Consider the following 19,715-nt stretch of genomic DNA (forward strand, 5'->3'; position numbering starts at 1 on the left):
AGGGCCTTGCGGCCCTTGGTAACATTGTTGAGTTGGACTGTTATGTTAAAACTGGTTCATAGTGTTTGCTTCGCCGCCAGCTTTAAGCGCATTTTCACCTGAGAAGTACTCTTTATGGGTATCTCCCATGTTAGAACCTGCTAAGTCTTGATGCTTAACGGATGCTTGTTCGCGGCGAATTTCTTGACGCTGCACATCACGTACATAAGCCAGCATACCTAAGTCACCAAAGTAGCCTTCTGACAGAATATCAGTGCTCAATGCAGCCGTGTGATAGGTCGGTAGCGTAATTAAGTGGTGGAAAATACCAGCTTCGCGCGCGCCATCACGTTGGAAGTTTTGTACTAACTCATCTGCTGCGACTGCAAGTTCAGTTGCATCCATCTCTGGTGCCATTAGCGCCTTATTATCATCAATGCTTGGATAAGCAGATAAGTCTTTACCTTCGTCTAACCACTGTTGATAAACTTGCTCGCGGAATTTCAATGTCCAGTTGAAAGAAGGTGAATTGTTATAAACCAGTTTAGCGTCAGGAACTTGCTCTTTAACCCGATTAACCAGTTCAGCAATTTGTTTTACATGTGGTTTTTCAGTTTCAATCCACAGTAAATCAGCACCCGATTGCAAGCTGGTAATACAATCTAGTACAACACGGTCTTTTTCTGTGCCTTCGCGGAATTGGTATAAACCATTATCAAGGCGAGTCGGCTTGCATAGTTGGCCGTTCAGCTTCATTGCCGTATCACCTTCATTTAAATCTTCAACACCGTTAATTGGTGTGGTTTCTAAAAACGCATTGTACTGACTAGCAAGGTCGCCAGGTGTTTGTGATACCGGCACTTTTTGGGTCAAGCTGGCACCAAGTGAGTCAGTACGTGCGACAATAATACCGTTATCAATACCCAGTTCTAAAAAGGCATAACGCACGGCGTTAATTTTTGCTAAAAAGTCTTCGTGTGGCACAGTTACTTTACCTGCTTGGTGACCACATTGCTTCGCGTCTGAAACTTGGTTTTCGATTTGGATAGCACATGCCCCCGCTTCAATCATTTTTTTAGCGAGTAAGTAGGTTGCTTCTTCATTACCAAAACCAGCATCAATATCTGCGATGATCGGCACCACATGACTTTCAAAGTTATCTATTTTATCAAGTACCGCTTGTACATCACCACCAGTTGCTTTGGCGTTATCTAAGTCTTTAAATAAATGGTCAAGTTCACGAGCATCGGCTTGTTTTAGGAAAGTATAAATTTCTTCAATCAACGCCGGTACTGAGGTTTTTTCGTGCATACTTTGATCCGGTAGTGGGCCGAACTCAGAGCGCAGCGCAGCAACCATCCAACCGCTTAGGTATACGTAGCTACGCTTAGTGGTTTTTTGGTGACGTTTAATCGCCATCATCATTTGTTGGGCAGTAAAACCATGCCAGCAACCAAGCGATTGTGTGTATTGGCTGGTATCAGCATCATATGCAGCCATATCTTCACGCATGATGTCAGCTGTAAACTGAGCGATGTCTAATCCCGTACGAAAACGATTTTGCAAACGCATACGACTTGCGTATTCAGGATTAATTGCTTGCCATGTTTTACCTTGTGCTTGACAAAGTGTAGCTAAAGTATCGGTTTCACGTTGATAAGTAGTCATAATAAAAAATCCTCTGAACGGGTTAAAACTAAATTTTATTTATATGGTTGTGTGAGAGGCTAAGAGTTAATGCTCTGTAGCGCTTAAATCAACATTAGGCCGATTTATTGGATTTAGTAAATTTATAGTTGTTATGCTGGCTATATATTTAGTGAATGGCTAAAAGAACACCTATTGCTTATTTTTAGGTTATGGTTAACAAAAGATTGCTCACATGCAGTCAATAGCACCGCGACCGTTTAAAAGGATATCGATTATGACACTCTCTCACAGCCAATTTGGATTAACCGTAGATAACCAATTAGCCGATTTTGTTAACCAGCAACTGCTACCCGGTACAGGTATTAGCGAACAACACTTTTGGCAAGGATTTGCTGAAATTATTGATGACCTTAGTCCGCTTAACCGTGCATTATTAGTCAAGCGTGAAGACCTACAACACCAAATTGATAGCTATCACCTAGCAAATAAACACTGGGATGCAGCGCAATACCAACAGTTTTTAACTGACATTGGTTATTTAGTCCCTGAGCCCGATAATTTTTGCATTGAGACAGAAAATGTTGAGCCTGAAATAGCCCGCACAGCTGGCCCTCAGCTGGTTGTGCCAGTAAGTAATGCACGCTTTGCACTTAATGCCGCTAACGCACGCTGGGGGTCGTTATACGATGCCTTATACGGCACTGATGTACTTAGCGAAGAAGATGGCGCTGAAAAAGGCAGCAACTATAATCCTGTTCGCGGTTTTAAAGTAATGGCCTACGCAAGGCAGTTTTTAGATAAAGCGTTACCACTTGAAAATGGCTCACATATTGAAAGTACTAATTATTCGGTAGTTAATGGCCAGCTCATCATCACCTTACGTGATAGCTCACAAACAGGCTTAAAACAACCAGCGCAACTTATTGGTTTTCAAGGTGAAGCACAAAACCCCAGTGCAATTTTATTACTCAGTCATGGCCTCCATATAGAGCTACAAATAGATCATAATCATAGCATTGGTGCAGCCGACAAAGCGGGCTTAAAAGACGTCCTCCTCGAAGCTGCACTTACCACCATTATGGATTGTGAAGACTCCGTTGCCGCCGTTGACGGCGAAGATAAAGTGCAAGTTTATCAAAATTGGTTAGGCTTAATGAAAGGAACTCTCGCTGAGTCATTCACAAAAGATGGCAAAACGATTGAGCGTACACTCGCTAAAGACCGCAGTTATTCAGGTATTGATGGGAAACCGCTAAGTCTAAAAGGGCGTAGTATGATGTTTGTGCGTAATGTTGGCCATTTAATGACAAACCCTGCGATTCAAGATAGCCAAGGCCGCGACGTATTTGAAGGTATCATGGATGCAATGATCACGGTCACTGCTGCACTGCATGACTTAAATGGCAATAGCCCGGTAAAAAATTCAACTGCAGCCAGTATCAATATCGTCAAACCGAAAATGCATGGTCCTGAAGAAGTTGCTTTTACCAATACATTATTTAGTCGTATTGAACAGCTTTTACAGTTACCCAAAAACACCATCAAAATGGGCATTATGGATGAAGAGCGCCGTACATCGGTGAACTTAAAAGCCTGTATTAATGCTGCTAAACAACGTGTGGTATTTATCAATACTGGCTTTTTAGACCGTACAGGTGATGAAATTCATACCTCAATGCAAGCAGGTGTAGTATTACCAAAAGCAGCCATTAAACAACAACCTTGGATCAATGCTTATGAAGACAGAAATGTCGATATCGGTTTGCAAACCGGGTTAAGTGGTCGCGCACAAATAGGCAAAGGTATGTGGCCAATGCCCGATAAAATGGCGTTGATGATGGAGCAAAAAATTGCCCATCCGCAAGCAGGCGCTAACACTGCCTGGGTGCCCTCCCCTACTGCAGCCACCTTACATGCTATGCACTATCATGACGTTGATGTGTTTGCCTGTCAAAAAGCGATTGCCCAGCGACAACAAGCTAGTTTAACAGAACTATTAACTCCGCCTTTGATGGTTGATCCTAATAGTTTGAGCAAAGAAGATATTCAGGCAGAGCTGGATAACAATGCTCAAGGTATTTTAGGTTATGTAGTACGTTGGATTGATCAAGGTGTAGGCTGTTCTAAAGTGCCTGACATTAACCATATAGGATTAATGGAAGATAGGGCTACACTGCGTATTTCAAGCCAACATATGGCTAACTGGTTGCAGCATGGGGTATGCACGCAGGCACAAATAGAAACTACTATGGCGAAAATGGCAAAAGTAGTGGATGGCCAAAATGAAGGGGATCCGGCTTATGTTAATATGGCCGATTCAGTGCAAAGCTTAGCACAAAGTATTGCATATCAAGCTGCATTAGCCCTTGTATTAGAAGGAGTTAAACAACCCAGTGGTTATACTGAACCATTATTGCATGCGTTTCGTATAAAATATAAAGCGCAACAATAGCTCCCCTTCGAGTTTGTTAGTGTCATATTGCCAGCCCTCGGGCTGGTTTTTTTTGCTTAAATTATCCTTTAACCATAACTTTCCTGAATAATCAGCATTCAGAAAAATAAGCTATCAACAACAAAAAAGCACATTCCAACAATGAAATGCGCTTTTGTATCTTCTCGAAACTACTAACTTGCTAACTTTATAACTTCAGCCTAATTCACTACCGTGGCGTTATGATAAACGTTTTGTACGTCGTCACAATCTTCCAACATTGCAATAAATTTATCAAAATTAGCGATAACATCAGCATCATTAATTTCTATATGCACTTGTGGTACAAAGGTGATTTCGTCAACTTCAAAAATAATACCTTCAAACGCCTCTTCTAATGCTGTTTTTGCTTTGTAATATTCGGTATGTGGAGCAAAAACCGATACTTTGCCATCTTCAACTTCTACATCGGTTACATCAACATCAGCCATCATTAAAGCTTCAAGTACCACTTCATCATCGTCACCACTAAAGCCAAGTACAGCTAAATGATCAAACATATGTGCTACACAGCCTGGCGTACCTATTTTTGAATCAGTTTTAGTAAACGGTAAGCGAACATCTTTAATAGTACGATTTGGGTTATCTGTTAAACAGTCAACAATCACCATACAGTTACCTGGGCCATAGCCTTCGTAACGGGCTGTTGCATAATCCTCACCAGCTCCGCCAGCAGCTTTTTCTATCGCTTTTTCGATGACATGTGCTGGTACTTGATCTCGCTTTGCGCGTTCGATTAAGCGTTTTAGCGACTGGTTTACTTCTGGATCAGGTTCACCATTTTTTGCTGCTACGTAAATTTCTTTACCGTACTTAGAATTAACTTTGGTTTTAGCATTGGCTGTTTTCGCCATGGAGCTTTTACGTACTTCAAATGCTCTGCCCATCTTATGCCTCTATTGGAAACTCGATATTGGCAACATTTTAACAATTAGCGCGATATTGAGCTAGTGATTAAATGACTGCAAAATCATAATTATGACATTTCATTTGACAGTACTCATGTTTATAAAAGTTAAACAACGCACTATTTAACATAACATATTTAATACCTTTAAATGGAGACATTTAAAATACGTGATTGTCGTGTTTGTCCTAAATTATTTATTAAGTTAGGCAATTCAGAAAAATGGTGCAGAATATAATCAGCTTGATCTGCATATGCAGGCACATCACTCGGTGCATATAAGCAAGCACGCATATTGGCATTATGTGCAGCCTGGATATCATAAAGATAATCACCAACATAAAGTATGTGTTGCTGATCTATTCCCCATAACGTTGCAATTGCATTCAAAGCGCTCGGATCTGGCTTAGGGGGGGCATCACTACGCGTGAGTACTGTTTGAATTGGCAACGGATTATTTTTTAATTTCAGCGCAGTAGCGCGATCGTAATTGCGAGTCACGATTGCCATTGGTATTGCTTGCTCTTTTAAACACGCGATAGCTTGCGCTACGCCGGGTAACAACGTTGCATGTTGAGCATCTATAAGCTCATGTTGATGGACAATATTCATTGCTTCCTCACGCATGTAAGGCGAAGGAAGACCATCAATAAAACTAAGTAGATCAAGCTCGTCAGGACACCCGACTTGAGCTTTGATAAGAGTAAAATCAAGTTCAGATGATACTAAGGTGCCATCTAAATCAAAAATAACCCCAGCTACTGCACTTTGATACGTGTTCATACCACTCCTTGTATATGATTTAATTTTCATCCAAATTACTTACTTTAAGATAGTTTAAGCAATTGGATATGAAAAGAAACATATTCGTATTTAATTAAAAATTAATAAAAAACGCGCACAAAACCACTGTGCGCGTCGGTTGGGGGACTATTAAACTTGCCTACTTTGTTTGCTCTACCGCTGTATTAGCTGGTTCAAAGCGCGCTTCTAGCCAAGTGTCATCTTGGGTAAAGTGCAGTGTTTTCACTTTGCCTTTACCTTCAACATTAACCATATTCACTTGCGCAGGCCATAAATCGCGCAGCGCGCCGTGACTCATACGGATACCTTTAATATCCTTTGGGATCGGTGCTTCTTGGTAAACCCAAAAAAACTTACCATCAACTTGCGCACCCACTTCTTTCAACACTAGCGGCTCTCCATCGAGTGTTTGTAAAGCAACATGTGATTCGATGTAATCTACAAAGCGTTGTTGATCTTCTTTATTACTAATAATATCGGCGCCACCGGCAAATAAATGCTCCACAGCATGCTCGGTATCATGTAAATAAAAACGATGCATTAGCTCAATATTGCTAGTACGTTTATTGAATAAAACAGTAGTTACTGATGCTTTAAGTTGATGTGCCGTCGCAGGCATAGCAACTATAAAAGCAAGAATAATAAGCATAAAACGCATTATTCTTGTTCCTTAGCGTCATCTTTTTCGTCATCTGTTTTTAGTTCAGTTTTAATATCATGCATGATATCGCGGCTGACTTTGGCTTTACTTTGCTCTTTTTTATACACTTCAATACGTGAAGGAATAATACGACGAGGGTAGTTATTATTTTCAACATCTACGTCTGCAGTTTCCCAACGAGGATCAACCGTTACAGATACCAAAGGCTTGTTCTTATCAGTAATAATAAGTTTTTGCACATGTTTGTGGTTGCGACGCCAGATTTCGGCAGGTATCATACGATCTTCTTTAGTACCATCTTCATAGGTAAGCTCAAGTAAAATTGGCATTACTAGGCCGCCTAAATTCGAAAATTCAAGCACGTAATAGTTTTTATCTTCTGCAACTGCGCGATCGAGTACTTTACGCTCCCATGGCTCTAAGCCTTTTAAAAATTTATTATACGAGTTGCGCTCTTTGTTAGTAACAGTGAAGCGGTCGTTTTCATCGTAGAAATCAGTTACGTCGGAGTTTTCTTCAACCCATAGCTTTTTAGCTTCAGCCTTATTGCGTTCCACAAATAGTGGCATAGGTTTAGCCGCTTCAATATCACGTAGGCGATTAAAATCTATATCAGGATTTTTAGTATCTAAACGTAATTGATAGACTTTATCGAGCGAGATATCAACATGATCAGTGCTATAGAACCAGCCACGCCAGAACCAATCTAAATCAACACCTGATGCTTCTTCCATGGTACGGAAAAAATCAGCAGGGGTAGGGCGCTTGTACTTCCAACGCTGGGCGTACTCTTTAAACGCAAAATCAAACAGCTCACGGCCTAAAATCACTTCACGCAAAATATTTAGTGCGGCCGCAGGTTTGGTATAAGCATTAGGCCCTAAACGCAGTACGCTGTCTGACTGAGTCATTACCGGCACTTGATTTTCAGACTTCATGTAGGCAACAACGTCACGCGGTTCAACCCCCCATGGAATAGTTGGATCCCATTCACGCCCAGCAACACCATCTAAAAAGCTGTTTAAACCTTCATCCATCCAAGTCCATTGGCGCTCATCAGAGTTCACCACCATAGGAAAATAAATATGACCAACCTCGTGGATCACCACGCCAATTAAAAAGCGCTTTTCAGCTTGTGAATAAGTACGCGAACCGTCATCCTGTAACTCAGTTCGTGGGCCATTAAATGTGATCATTGGGTATTCCATACCGCCTACTGGACCATTGACTGACTGCGCAACAGGGTATGGATAATCAAATGAAAAGCGCGAATAAACTTCCATTGTATGTACGATTGCTTCGGTCGAATACTTCTTCCATAGATCGCCACCTTCTTTGGGGAAAAATGACATAGCCATCACTAATGGCTGATCATTACCTCCTTGTTGGTAACCTTTTGCATCCCACATAAATTTACGCGACGACGCCCATGCAAAGTCACGCACATTTTCCGCTTTAAAGTGCCATGTTTTGGTCTTGTCTGTGCCTTCTTTTTCATTTTCTAAGGCTTCATCTTCAGTAACGATAAATACTGGACGCTTTGTATTTTTGGCTTGTTCTAAACGGTTTCGCTGAGTACGGGTCAGCACGCTACTAGCATTATCAAGCTTACCCGTTGCTGAGACGATATGATCGGCAGGAACAGTGATCTCAACATCATAATCACCAAATTCTAGCGTAAACTCACCACTGCCTAAAAAGGCTTTATTAGTCCATGCTTCGTAATCTGTATAAGCAGCTAAACGTGGAAACCATTGAGCAAGTAAGAATATATCGTTGCCATCTTTTTCAAAATGCTCGTAACCAGAGCGAGCGCCAACGGCATCTTCTTCAACGATGTTAAAAGCAAAGTCCATGCTGAATTCGGTGTCTTTGCCTGGTTTCAGTGGTTCATTTAAGTCAATACGCATTAGTGTATCAACAACTGTGACTTTTAATTCTTTACCGTTGTCATCTTTAACATTAGCAATTGTAAAGCCAAGTTCATTGTCACTCATAAATTGTTGACGACGTAGCTGGCTTAAACTTAATTTAGTTGCTTTGGGTTGTGGATCTCCCTGCAAGGCAGAACCATTAAATGTAGCAGTACGTTCTGCAATAGAGTCACTTTTAAAAATATTTTGATCGAGTTGCAACCATAAATACTTGAGTGTGTGTGGTGAATTATTTTTATACTCTATGGTTTGACTTGCTGTTAAGCGACGCGCTTTTTCATCAAGCTTTACATCGATGTCGTAATTAACATGCTGTTGCCAGTATTTTTCACCAGGTTCACCTGCTGCACTGCGATAAACATTCGGTGTAGGCAGCACTTCATCGAGTTGGCGAAACTTATCAACATAACTGCCTTTTGTTTGCTCAACTGCAGAAGCCATGACAGTACTTGAGAGAGCTAACGGTAAAAATATAGCCCCTAAAGTTACAACTGCTTTTTTCATAATTAATCCTGTTAATTTTTCGTAAGCATACTTTGTCAAAATAGTCAGATATATTCAATAAAATAGCGATAAACCGCCGCATTTATAGGGTAAAAAATAACTTATTCTTAAATACTGATGATTAACAACAAGGCAATTATTGTAAAGGGGGTTTACAGCAACTTTTGTACGAAATTCAGGCTTAATTAATGCAAGTCTATTACAGTTAGCTTTACAATTTGTAAACACGTTAACCTAAACGATGAGTAGTAAACCCTCTTACCATAGTATTGAATAAGCTAGCTGACAGCTTGCAGGGGTAACCAATGAAATTTTACATTGTAAAAAAAGATAATAGTGTTGCGGCAATTCCAGCTCAGACTGAGCAACTAAATGAATATCAAAAGCGGGGCTTCGAGTTTGTTGAAGTCGTTGCGGCTTGCGATAAAAACGACGCACTCGATCGCTTTCCAAAACATAGTAAAAAACGTAAAAAGTGGCTTGTTTTATGCAGTAGTTTGGTGGTTATAAGCATAACTTTTAGCTTAATTTCGGCTATTTTTGTATTAATGGCTAAATAATGAATTCTTTAGTTGACCTTTATAGTCATTTGTATTTAAAATCGCCCACTTTTTTGATTTGAGGGGGTTAAAAGCATCGCTTTTCTCCTCGAAAGTGTTTCAACATACTAGTAAAATGCGGTGGGCATATGGATTTTTATATCCTAAAAAAACAACAAGAAGTAATTGCAATTCCAGCAGATGAACAAAGTTGTAAACAGTATTTAGATTCAGGTTATTTTTATATTGATAAAGTAGCTGCCTGTAACGAAACGAATGCGTTAAAAGTACTGCAGGCCAAACAAACCAAAGCACTCAAAGTACCATTAGTGCTGGCATTGTTAGCTTTACCCATGGTGATCTTTGCTTGGTATAACCTAACAAGTTAAAGATTCAGCTTGTGCCCTTGCATCTTAATTTAGCTTGGGTATATTGACGCTCTTAACTGTTTTTTAAGAGCGTGACATGAAAGTCTTACATACCTCAGATTGGCATTTAGGCCAACAATTTTACGAACACAATCGCTGCCAAGAGCATCAGGTGTTTTTCAGTTGGCTGATAGACACGCTCGTCACACAACAAATAGATCTGCTGTTAGTCGCTGGTGATATTTATCACACAGCTACCCCACCTGCTAGCAGTGAAAATCAACTCTACCAATTTATAAAAGATGCCAAAAAACAATGCCCTGCATTACAAATAGTACTTATTGCCGGTAATCATGATTCTGCAAATCGCATAATGGCCGCCCAGCCCCTGCTTGCACAGTTTGATACTCAGGTCGTAGGCCGTTTTGATGCAAACAGCCCTGCAGATGTGGTACTGCGTTTAAATAGCAACTCTGTAACAGCTCATATCGTTGCAATGCCATTTTTACGTGCCAGTGATGTTAGTTCGCTTAGTCACACTGAAAACGGTCACGATTACGCTCAAGGCATAGCTAAGGCGTACCAGCTAAGTATTGATCATGCGCTCATTGATAAGCCTGCAGCAACGCCGCTGATAGTGATGGGGCACTTACATGCCAAGGGCGGCGATATCTCCAGTGATTCTGAGCGAAATTTGATAATTGGCGGAGAAGAATCAGTCACAGCAAACGTGTTTAGCAATCATGCTGATTACGTTGCGCTGGGCCACTTGCATAAAGCGCAAATAGTCGCAAAGTCCGAGACAATCCGCTATAGCGGTACACCAATGCCGATGTCGTTTTCAGAGCGCAACTATAAACACCAAGTATGTGTTGCTGAGTTTACAACCACCACTGATGATACGATTGCAGTGACTGTAAACCCCCTTTACATTCCTCGCCCAACAGAAGTGATTCTATTACCTGAAGGAGAGTGCGTACCTCTTGAACAATTATGCCAACAACTATCGAGCCTAGACCTAAGCCAATATAGCCAAGCTCCGTATGTAAGAGTAAAGCTCAGTGCAGGGGATACCGATACAACTTTTCGAGAGCAAATTGAAAAAGCACTAGAGAACAAAGAAGTGCGCTTTTGTGGCATAGAACGCGTTCGTCAGCAAAATAAAGAGCAGCGTTTAACTGTCTTTGAAGATTTAAGCCAAGTCGAGATGCTCAACCCGCAAATGTTATTAGAGCAAGCGTTTGCCAATAACAAAGACATGGCGGGGCAAGCTGTCCCGGATGAGCTAAAAACCCTTTTAAACGATGTAATAAGCGAACTTGCGGAGCAAGAACAGCTATGAAAATAACCGCAGTACGTATCCATAACTTAGCCTCAATTGTTGACGCCGAAATCGACTTTACCAAAGCACCGTTAAGGGATGCTGGTTTATTTGCCATAACGGGCGACACCGGTGCAGGAAAAAGCACTTTTTTAGATGCGATTTGCTTAGCCCTTTATACCAAAACAGCTCGATTAAGAGGTGATAAAGGTAACTTAATAGATTTTAATGGTGACAGTATAAAGTTAAATGACCCACGTAACTTATTACGTAAGGGTAAATGGGAAGGTTTTGCCGAGGTCGATTTTTTAGGCCAAGATAAACAGCTCTATCGCGCGTGCTATACCATTCAAAGAACTCATAAAAAAATAACCGGCAAGTTAAAAGTAGCTGAGCACAGCCTCTATACTTTGCCAGACGAAACGCTAATAGCTGATAAAAGCAACACCATAAAAGAAGTCGAAAGTAAAATAGGGCTCAACTTTGAACAATTCTCGCGGGCGGTATTATTAGCGCAACATGAGTTTGCGGCATTTTTAAAGGCCACGGGTGATGAACGAGCCCAGCTTTTAGAATGCTTAACTGGCACAGATAAATTTAGCTTGATTGGTAAACGTATTTTTGAGCGCCATAAAGAACAGCTAAATAAACTCGAATTGCTCAAAGCCAGTTTAGCCAGTTATACCTTACTCACTGACGAAGAACTTGCCGCGAAAACTCAACTACTTGATGATTTAAAACAGCAAATTGAAGATACTACAAAAACCTTAGCTGGCATCGAGCAGGGTATAAACTGGTATAAGCAAGCCAATAGCTTAGAGCAAGCACTTAATCTAGCACAACAAAATCAACAACAAGCCAGTACAGCGCTTAAAGCCATTGCAACACAAAGTGAACAGGCTAAACAAGCGCAAAGTGCACTGGAAATTAAAGACAATCGCAATCGCTTTAAAAGCTTAACGGCGCAAAATAATGAACTAAATACCAAGGTAAATGATTTAAAGAGTATCGATCATATGGCACTCATTACTGATCTTGCCAGCGCACTTGAAAAGCACAACGAGAGCTTGCAAAGGGCGAAACAACAGCAAAAAAGCGCAGAACCAATCATTGCTAAAGCGCGTGAGCTAGACAATCAACTTGCGATGCAAACACAAACAATAACCAGCATTACAAGGCAAAATGAAAAAGAGCAAAAACAACTTACTCATTTACAGCAGCAATTTAAACAAAGCCAAGCAAGTCATCAACAAGCAAAAAAACATTCCGAGCAACACCAGCAATGGCTAAACCAGCATAGTCAACTTAAGCAACTAGCGAGTGATTGGAATTACTATCAGCATAGCTTTAATCAGTTTTTGCACGCTAAGCAGCAATTTGCAACAACGACTGAACAAAGTACACAGTTAGCAGCTGAGCTTATACGGCAAAACGAGCAGCTGGAAACACAAACTAAAAAACTGACGCTAAGCGAACAAACACTTTTAAGCGAACAACAAAAGCTTGATCAACTCAACAAGCAACACGGCCAATTTAATATTGAGCAATGTGATGCCAAACTTAAAAGTATCGATTACTTAAAAGAGCAACGCGAACGTTACAAACAGTTTAATCAAGAGCTAAAGCAAAGCACGCAACAACAAAGTGTTATTGCAAGCAAACTAAGTCAGGGCGAGCAAACACAAACAACGCTAACCCAGAACCTTGTAACAAGAGAACAAACGCTTAAACACAGTGAATACGCACTAAATCAAGCTCGCTTGCGTGCCAGCGAAAGTGTCGAACATTTACGTGCTCAACTTACGCCAAATGAACCTTGTGTGGTATGTGGAGCAACCGAACACCCATTCGCAGATCAGCAATTAACTAACTTGATCGCTGCTTTTGAAAATGACTATAAAACTGCAAAACAGCACTACGAAAATGCCCTAGCAGAGCTTCACTCGCATCAAACTCAGCATGCTGTGCTCGTTGCTGAACACACACAACACAGCCAAGCGGTACAGACTGCACAGACTAAACAGCTTGAAATAAAACATACCATGCAAGCGGCCCGTACTGAACTTAATGACTTAACCTCAGAGCAATTGGAGGCCAGTTACATTGCGCTCAATGAACAAAAAACACAGTATTATGCAACACAAAAACAACAGCGCAACTTGCAAGAGCAGGTAAACCAACTGCAAAGTATCTTTAAAAATGAGCAGCAAGCTCAACAACAGTTACATACACGCCACCTTGAACTAAGCAATCAACAAAGCCAGCTCAATAGCAAGCTAAGTGAGCTAAGCACACAAATTAATGAGCTAACCGCGACCCTTGGTTCACAATTTCAAGAGGCTCAATTTTGGCAACAACTGCAAAATAATTCGCTTAATTTAATTGAGTTAAACCAGCAAGTTGAGCAATATCAGCACAACCAAGAGCAGCTTGAGCAAGCGCAAAAACAACTCGATAGCGCTGACCAACAGATGCAGCAGTTTACACCGCTGATCAGTGATACAGAGCAAATCTTAAAAAACCTAAAAGATGATTTAGCCAAAGCACAGCAACAACATAGCAGCTCGCAAAGTGAGCGCTTAGCGCTATTTAATAATGAACACATTAGTGCTGACGACTACCAAACGAAGCTAGCTGCTCAACAAGAGCAATGCCAAGCACAGCTTCAGCACAGCCAAAAAGCGCACGATAACGCGATAAAACAACGCGACGAGCACGCGATAACGCTGCAAGGCCTCGAGCAACGGCTACTTGAAAATGCGCAAGAACAAGCCGACCTCGATACTCGCTATAATCAATGGTTTGCTGAATTTAAAAGCCGCTACAGCGATGCAAGCCACGAACAGGTCACAATTTTACTAACACTAAGTAGCGATGAAATTAAAACGCATTTAAAGCAACATGAACAATTAGCGCAAGCTTTAATAGATGAAAATGCCGCGTTAAAGCAGCACAAACACGCTTACTTACAGCATCAAAACAGCGATAAACCTAAGCAAAGCCATGCTGAGCTTATTCAACAGTTAGCCAATTTAAACGATCAGCAAGCTGCGCAGCACAAAGCACAGCTTGCAACCAATACTGTACTTGAACAGCACAATCAAAACCGTCAGGCGCTGCAAGGCAAACAAACTGAATTGGCAACCTTGCAAAAACACGTCGAGCAATGGCATGTACTTAATAAAGTCTTGGGTGATGCAACGGGTAAAACCATGCGTAACTTAGCACAAACGCAAACGCTAAAAATATTATTACACTATGCAAACAGCCACTTACGAACGTTAAACAAACGCTATGAACTTACAGCTATTGAGCAAACCTTGGATATCGCCATTGTTGATAAGGACATGGCTGATGAGCAACGTTCAGTTAATACCTTATCCGGCGGCGAGTCGTTTTTAGTCTCGTTGGCACTTGCGCTGGGCCTTGCATCTTTGTCATCCAATAAAGTAAGTATTAACTCTTTGTTTATTGACGAAGGCTTTGGTACGTTAGACAGTGAAACATTAAGCATTGCCATGGATGCACTTGATTCATTACAAGCGCAGGGGCGCAAAGTGGGCGTGATCTCCCATGTATCTCAAATGACAGAACGGGTTGCTACCCAAGTTCATGTCGCCAAGAAACCTGGTGGCTATTCGACTGTTACAATTATTTAAGGAATAGTAATGCCAACATTTACACAAGACGAAGCAACGCAGTATGATTCTCGCATTCCTCGTTTAGTACCGGGGTATGAATTGCTGCACAGCAGTACCGCAGCGCAACTACAAGCAACGCTCGGCGATGAAGCGCATATTTTGGTAATAGGCGCCGGTACCGGTAAAGAAGTCGCCCTCCTTGCTGCCTTGCAGCCTAAGTGGCATTTTACTGCACAAGATACCTCACAAGACATGCTCGATATCGCAAAGCAACGATTTGTTGAGCTTGGGATCAGCGAACGGGTTACTTTACACTTAGGCTCGCCATCCGAACTTAAACAACAAGCGGATGCCGCATTATGCTTATTAGTGATGCACTTTGTGGCAGATAACGGCGATAAAAAAGCCATGTTGCAAGCAATTAGCACACAGCTAAAAGCACATGGGCAATTATATTTAGCCGATTTAATGCGTCCAGAAACACTTTTTGAGCGTGATGCCCAATTGATACTCAGCAAACAATTAGGCTTAACTGAAACAGGGGTAGAGCGCATGCAGCATAATTTTGAGCATGAGTTTTTCCCACTTGATAGAATTCGTCTTGCCGACTTACTCGATGAAACAGGCTTCAATAGTGGCAAGTTGTATTTTAAAACACTTGGTTTTAGTGGTTATGTGGCACAAAAACGCTAAACGTAAACTAATAATTTACCTTTCACAATGCTCTATTACTACTTAGACATGCATTAAAGCATTTTTAAAACCGTTTACCCAACGCTGGTTAACGGTTTTAATATTGACACTTTATTTTTCAATATCTTACCCTAACCAAATAGATTCGTATTAGGTCTAATAAAACCACCATTACTTGGGATTGTGTATCATCCCACTAACAACAATGTACTGACACACTTAGAATCAATAATAATTTTTTCATGTGCTTTTAAGCCAAATATAAGCTTTTAACGGTTACCGTCTTATTTGGTTGTACCTATAAAGTTTGCAATAACAAAAAATAATGGTAGGCTGTACGTTCATCTTTTACAGGACGTAACTAATGAAAAAATGGATTTTTATATTAATCTCCCTCAGTTTCAGCCCGCTATGTACTGCATCCGCTGTTTACTCCCCTTTGACACAACCGCAATTAGAACAACCTGACACAACACTATTCACTCGACTAGCTGATTTTTGTAATCGCAGAGAAAACATCACAACATCAACCGATAAAGACAGCTTCGTGAATATAATTGAATCACCAATAACAGCTGGTTTTTATCTACACTCATATAACAACACGGCAAAACAGACTGCATGGCGCAATTTTTATGAGTTGCCAGCGCGCTGTAAAACTAAAGAAAACGCCACCATTAATGCACTTTGGTGTACGGAGCATCAGCGAAAAAAACGTCAACAGTTTGAGTTACAATGGCAAACAGCGGGCAACTTACAACGTGCCGAAGTACAACCTAATGATCATGTCTATGAAATCATCCTACCCAGAAAAGGCATGCAATCGATTAGTTTAGCTACTCAAAACGTAAAGTCACTCCCCCAAACAAGCTTATTACAACATGCTTCTTCATTAATGGGGATTGTCTGTATTTGTTTGTTTATTACCGTTGTGATTTTATTTTTTAGTTGGCGACATGCTAAAAGGGTGAAGCGGTTCGTAATATTAACTCATACAAACAAAGTAATTTATAGCAGCAAGTAACAGCCCAGAGCAGGCTGCTACTAAACGAAATAGTCTGAGCTTTGGATAATCAATCTCCAGCGACAATTAATATATTAATCGTCAGTTTTTAACTGTTTTGCACGCTCCTGTGCTGCAATTAATTTGGCTGATTTTGGCACTGTTTTTTTCGGGACAATCGTCGGCTTTTCTTTTGAATTTGGATCCCAAGTGGGGTCGAGTGATAAATTAGCAAATGGGTTAGCTTTACTCTGATTTGGATCTGCTACAAATGCGCCAGATATATTATCTCTTTCATCTTGCTCTGATGCACTATGCTGCTCTGCTGCTAATTCATCGTTTAATGCCGCAAGCGCCTGTGCTATTTCATCATCACTGTCAGTTACCGTTAAAGTATCAGCTTGTGGTTGAACATCCACGGTCATTGATGGCTCAACTTCCCTCGTTTGCGAAAGGCCTGATGTGAGCGCTTGGCCACTACTATTAACAGCATCCGAATGGACAATTTCATTTGCTACTTCATTCGTTGCGCAATGAATAACGTTTTCATCATCCATTTTAGGTAATTGCTCAGCTTCGCTATCGAGCTCTGTTGTGGTCGTTTGGTGTGGTTCTAAATTAGTTTCAAGATCAGCTTCAACATTTATCGTCGCAGGCTTTATGACGTCTTTAGGTTGTTGTGGCTTCTGACCTGGTAATGGCGCATCAGGATCAAACATACGCACTTCAGGCTCTTTAAAATCATGCTCATTTTTAAAAAGCCGCTGCGTTAGCTCAACTTTTACGTTCACATCGTCTGCACTTATCACTTCAGTTTGTGGAGTTGCAATCACTACTTGCTCTGCTATAACCGCTTTTTTTGGCGCAACAGTGGATTCGCTTGCTACGGGCTCAGCTTTTGCGGGGGTTGGTTTTGATTCAGCGGCTTCTGTACTTGAAGCCTCATCAGTTGCAGGAATTAGCGGTGCAGTTTCAACTGCTTTTTTGTTAGCCCGTAAGCGCAGCAGCAACATTGCAGCTAATAATAAAACTACTAACAACAATAAACTTGGCATTAATAACGAATCCGACTCAGTGCGCACTGGTTCTGGGGCTGTTACCTTTATCGTCGCAGGTTCGCTTGTTATTACTGCTTCGGGTGTAGCATCAACTACATCATTGTTTTGCCCAAGCGGCTGTTCGACTGTGGTTTCTGCGCTGCTCTTTTGCTCAACTTCAATACTTTGGGCATTCTCAACATTTTCAACATTTTCAACAATTACAGACGCCTCCCTTTGAACTTCTGCTGGCTCATTTTTGGCTACTGACGAATTGCTGTCAAGGGGGTTTACAGTCGAGTTTTGCGTCTCTAATGTAGATTTTATTTTATTATCAACATGTGTTTTTGGTGCAACCACTACAGGTGCTGGTTTCGCTTGAGACGCTGGAGGTGGGTTACTGCAGTTGTTTTTATAATCTTTTGCCGCATTTCGATAACTACGGCTACTTGTATTATCGCTGTATTGTTGCATTTGTTGTTTATACAAAATGCACATAGCTTCACTGTATTTAGCAAAGCTATTGAAACTAAAAGTAAATAAAATAAATAAGCAAAGTCGTAATACGTGAGCCATCATAAATCTATTAAACAAAATAACACAATAAACCCAGTTTAATAGTTGTGCGCAAATTTATCTAGCAGTGTGTTTTGCTAATCAATTACCATCAAGGTACGGTATTCATCGTAAGCAAATTGATCTGTCATGCCGCTGATATAATCTTGAATAAATCGACAGCGATAATAAAACTCATAAGCGAGTACATGATCGGGTTCTGCTTGCATCGCTTCAATGGCTTGTAAATAGCTATTTAAATGCTTTTTCGAAAGCTTTTTGAGCAACCGTGTTTCAATTAAGAAACGATCATCCCCTTTGATCACCCGTTTAAAGTCATCATAACTTAACAGCAGTAATGGCTTATAACAATCAAGTAATCCATTGATAATTCGATAGCCTTGTAATTCAAGTTTACCGACTTCCTTATGTGAAAACACATATTCAAACGCCACTTGTTTCAAAGTGGTGGTTATAGCATGTAAATGACTGCGGTCTTCTAACAAGGCTTGATTAAAATCACCATGATAAACCGCTTCAATATTATCTATAAAACGTTTGGCCGCATAATTAACCAGAGGGTGGAGTAGAGTTACCCGTAGATAAATAAAAAACTCGCTATTAAAGTTATAAGGTTGCTGAGCGGCCTTATCGAGGGCATAGTTAACTGCTTTTTCAACCACGTGCTGATGTTCTGCATCGTCAATAGTAAGATTAGTTAACACTTTTTGATAATGCTGTTTGAGTTTATCGCATAATAACTCAACAGTAATAATGCCCTTTTCTACGGCATCTTCAATATCAGCTAAGCAATATGAAATATCATCAGCCGCTTCCATTATATAACTGGCGGGGTGGCGACATTGTGGCTCTATCAATAGCTCTTTTTGCAATCTTTCAACAAAGTTTTTTTCACTGTAGTAAAAGCCTACTTTTTTCATCAAATAATTTTTAGTTCGTGGTATATCTTCTTTAGCCATACTTGCCGGACGCGTGTATTTTAAAATACCAGCCGTTTGGCTATAGGTTAAATTAAGTGATAACAGTGAGTGTACAATACGGATACCTTGCGCATTACCTTCAAAGTTACAAATATCTTGTGCTAAATGTTTAAATATTAAGCCAATTCCCGTGTGTGGATCGGCGCAGCGCTGAGGGGTAAGCGTTGCTAAATTTGCGTTAAACCAGTGATTAATCGCAGCTTCACCAAAATGACCAAACGGTGGATTACCTATATCGTGCATCAAGCAGGCCATTTCAACCAGACTTTCTAGCGGCCTCTCTAACCCTGTTAGGCCATATTCAGCTTGTTGTTTGGCCGTTAAATTCGCAAAGATGCGTTGCACTATAAAGCGCCCAACCTGTTGTACTTCGAGGGAGTGAGTTAACCGCGAGCGTACCGCAGCATTGCGCTCCAACGGAAACACTTGCGTTTTTTGTTGTAAGCGGCGAATTGCAGCACTATTGATGATACGGCCACGATCGCTTTCTAACGCCATCTGTAAATTAGGGGTTGAGCGCAGCTCACGCGCTGACGTTATTTTTTTGCTGAAATCGATCATAGACGCTCCTTTTATTGTCTACTTTTAATCTAACAGCTTGTTTACTAAATTAATATCCATGACTGC

Annotated in this window: 14 protein-coding genes; 7 read left to right on the forward strand and 7 right to left on the reverse strand. The window is 40.8% G+C overall.

Annotated elements, in window-relative coordinates; all coding sequences use genetic code 11:
• Positions 1-45: 45 nt before the first annotated feature.
• Positions 46-1,647 carry an isocitrate lyase gene (locus tag H5183_RS14255; protein ID WP_145238853.1) on the reverse strand — a complete coding sequence of 534 codons (1,602 nt, stop codon included), beginning with the start codon at positions 1,645-1,647 and terminating at the stop codon, positions 46-48.
• Between the two features lie 256 nt (positions 1,648-1,903).
• Here H5183_RS14255 and H5183_RS14260 point away from each other — a divergent pair, with 256 nt between their 5' ends.
• Entirely contained in the window at positions 1,904-4,081 is a 2,178-nt protein-coding gene (locus H5183_RS14260) for a malate synthase G (RefSeq protein ID WP_182731980.1), read from the forward strand.
• A gap of 200 nt (positions 4,082-4,281) precedes the next feature.
• On the opposite strand, the gene H5183_RS14265 is transcribed toward H5183_RS14260, so the two are convergent.
• The 4 genes from H5183_RS14265 to H5183_RS14280 all read right to left on the reverse strand — a co-directional run bounded on the left by H5183_RS14265 (position 4,282) and on the right by H5183_RS14280 (position 8,930).
• Positions 4,282-5,007: a YebC/PmpR family DNA-binding transcriptional regulator gene (locus H5183_RS14265; protein WP_182731981.1), complete on the reverse strand. Its 726-nt coding sequence runs from the start codon at positions 5,005-5,007 to the stop codon at positions 4,282-4,284.
• 167 nt (positions 5,008-5,174) lie between these two features.
• The gene (locus tag H5183_RS14270) at positions 5,175-5,810 is read right to left on the reverse strand and encodes an HAD family hydrolase (RefSeq protein WP_145238861.1); all 636 of its coding nucleotides are present in this window, start codon (positions 5,808-5,810) and stop codon (positions 5,175-5,177) included.
• A 160-nt stretch (positions 5,811-5,970) separates the two neighbouring features.
• Positions 5,971-6,489, reverse strand: a complete 519-nt coding sequence (locus H5183_RS14275) for a DUF6702 family protein (RefSeq protein ID WP_145238863.1) — start codon at positions 6,487-6,489, stop codon at positions 5,971-5,973.
• Positions 6,489-8,930: a M1 family metallopeptidase gene (locus tag H5183_RS14280; protein ID WP_182731982.1), complete on the reverse strand. Its 2,442-nt coding sequence runs from the start codon at positions 8,928-8,930 to the stop codon at positions 6,489-6,491. Before H5183_RS14280 ends, H5183_RS14275 begins: the two co-directional genes overlap by 1 nt.
• 305 nt (positions 8,931-9,235) lie before the next feature.
• On the opposite strand from H5183_RS14280, the gene H5183_RS14285 reads away from it, so the two are divergent.
• The 6 genes from H5183_RS14285 (at position 9,236) to H5183_RS14310 (ending at position 16,516) form a co-directional block, all read left to right on the forward strand.
• Complete coding sequence (locus tag H5183_RS14285) at positions 9,236-9,490, forward strand: hypothetical protein (protein ID WP_182731983.1); 255 nt, start codon at positions 9,236-9,238, stop codon at positions 9,488-9,490.
• A gap of 128 nt (positions 9,491-9,618) precedes the next feature.
• Positions 9,619-9,858 (forward strand): hypothetical protein, encoded by a 240-nt coding sequence (locus H5183_RS14290; protein ID WP_145238872.1) that lies wholly within the window; start codon positions 9,619-9,621, stop codon positions 9,856-9,858.
• Positions 9,859-9,934: 76 nt separating this feature from the next.
• Entirely contained in the window at positions 9,935-11,179 is a 1,245-nt protein-coding gene (locus tag H5183_RS14295; protein ID WP_182731984.1) for an exonuclease SbcCD subunit D C-terminal domain-containing protein, read from the forward strand.
• On the forward strand, positions 11,176-14,817 hold the full coding sequence (locus H5183_RS14300; protein ID WP_182731985.1) for an AAA family ATPase: 3,642 nt from the start codon (positions 11,176-11,178) through the stop codon (positions 14,815-14,817). Before H5183_RS14295 ends, H5183_RS14300 begins: the two co-directional genes overlap by 4 nt.
• Before the next feature lie 9 nt (positions 14,818-14,826).
• Entirely contained in the window at positions 14,827-15,492 is a 666-nt protein-coding gene (locus H5183_RS14305) for a class I SAM-dependent methyltransferase (protein WP_182717327.1), read from the forward strand.
• A 364-nt stretch (positions 15,493-15,856) separates the two neighbouring features.
• Positions 15,857-16,516: a hypothetical protein gene (locus H5183_RS14310; protein WP_182731986.1), complete on the forward strand. Its 660-nt coding sequence runs from the start codon at positions 15,857-15,859 to the stop codon at positions 16,514-16,516.
• A 74-nt stretch (positions 16,517-16,590) separates the two neighbouring features.
• On the opposite strand, the gene H5183_RS14315 is transcribed toward H5183_RS14310, so the two are convergent.
• A complete protein-coding gene (locus H5183_RS14315; protein WP_182731987.1) occupies positions 16,591-18,111 on the reverse strand; it encodes a hypothetical protein in 1,521 nt (506 codons plus the stop codon).
• Positions 18,112-18,185: 74 nt separating this feature from the next.
• Positions 18,186-19,649, reverse strand: coding sequence for a dGTPase (gene dgt / locus H5183_RS14320; RefSeq protein WP_182731988.1), 1,464 nt, complete (start codon positions 19,647-19,649; stop codon positions 18,186-18,188).
• Positions 19,650-19,715: the final 66 nt, after the last annotated feature.

It is taken from the genome of Pseudoalteromonas sp. SR44-8 (assembly GCF_014163635.1).
Taxonomy (GTDB): Bacteria; Pseudomonadota; Gammaproteobacteria; order Enterobacterales; family Alteromonadaceae; genus Pseudoalteromonas; species Pseudoalteromonas rhizosphaerae.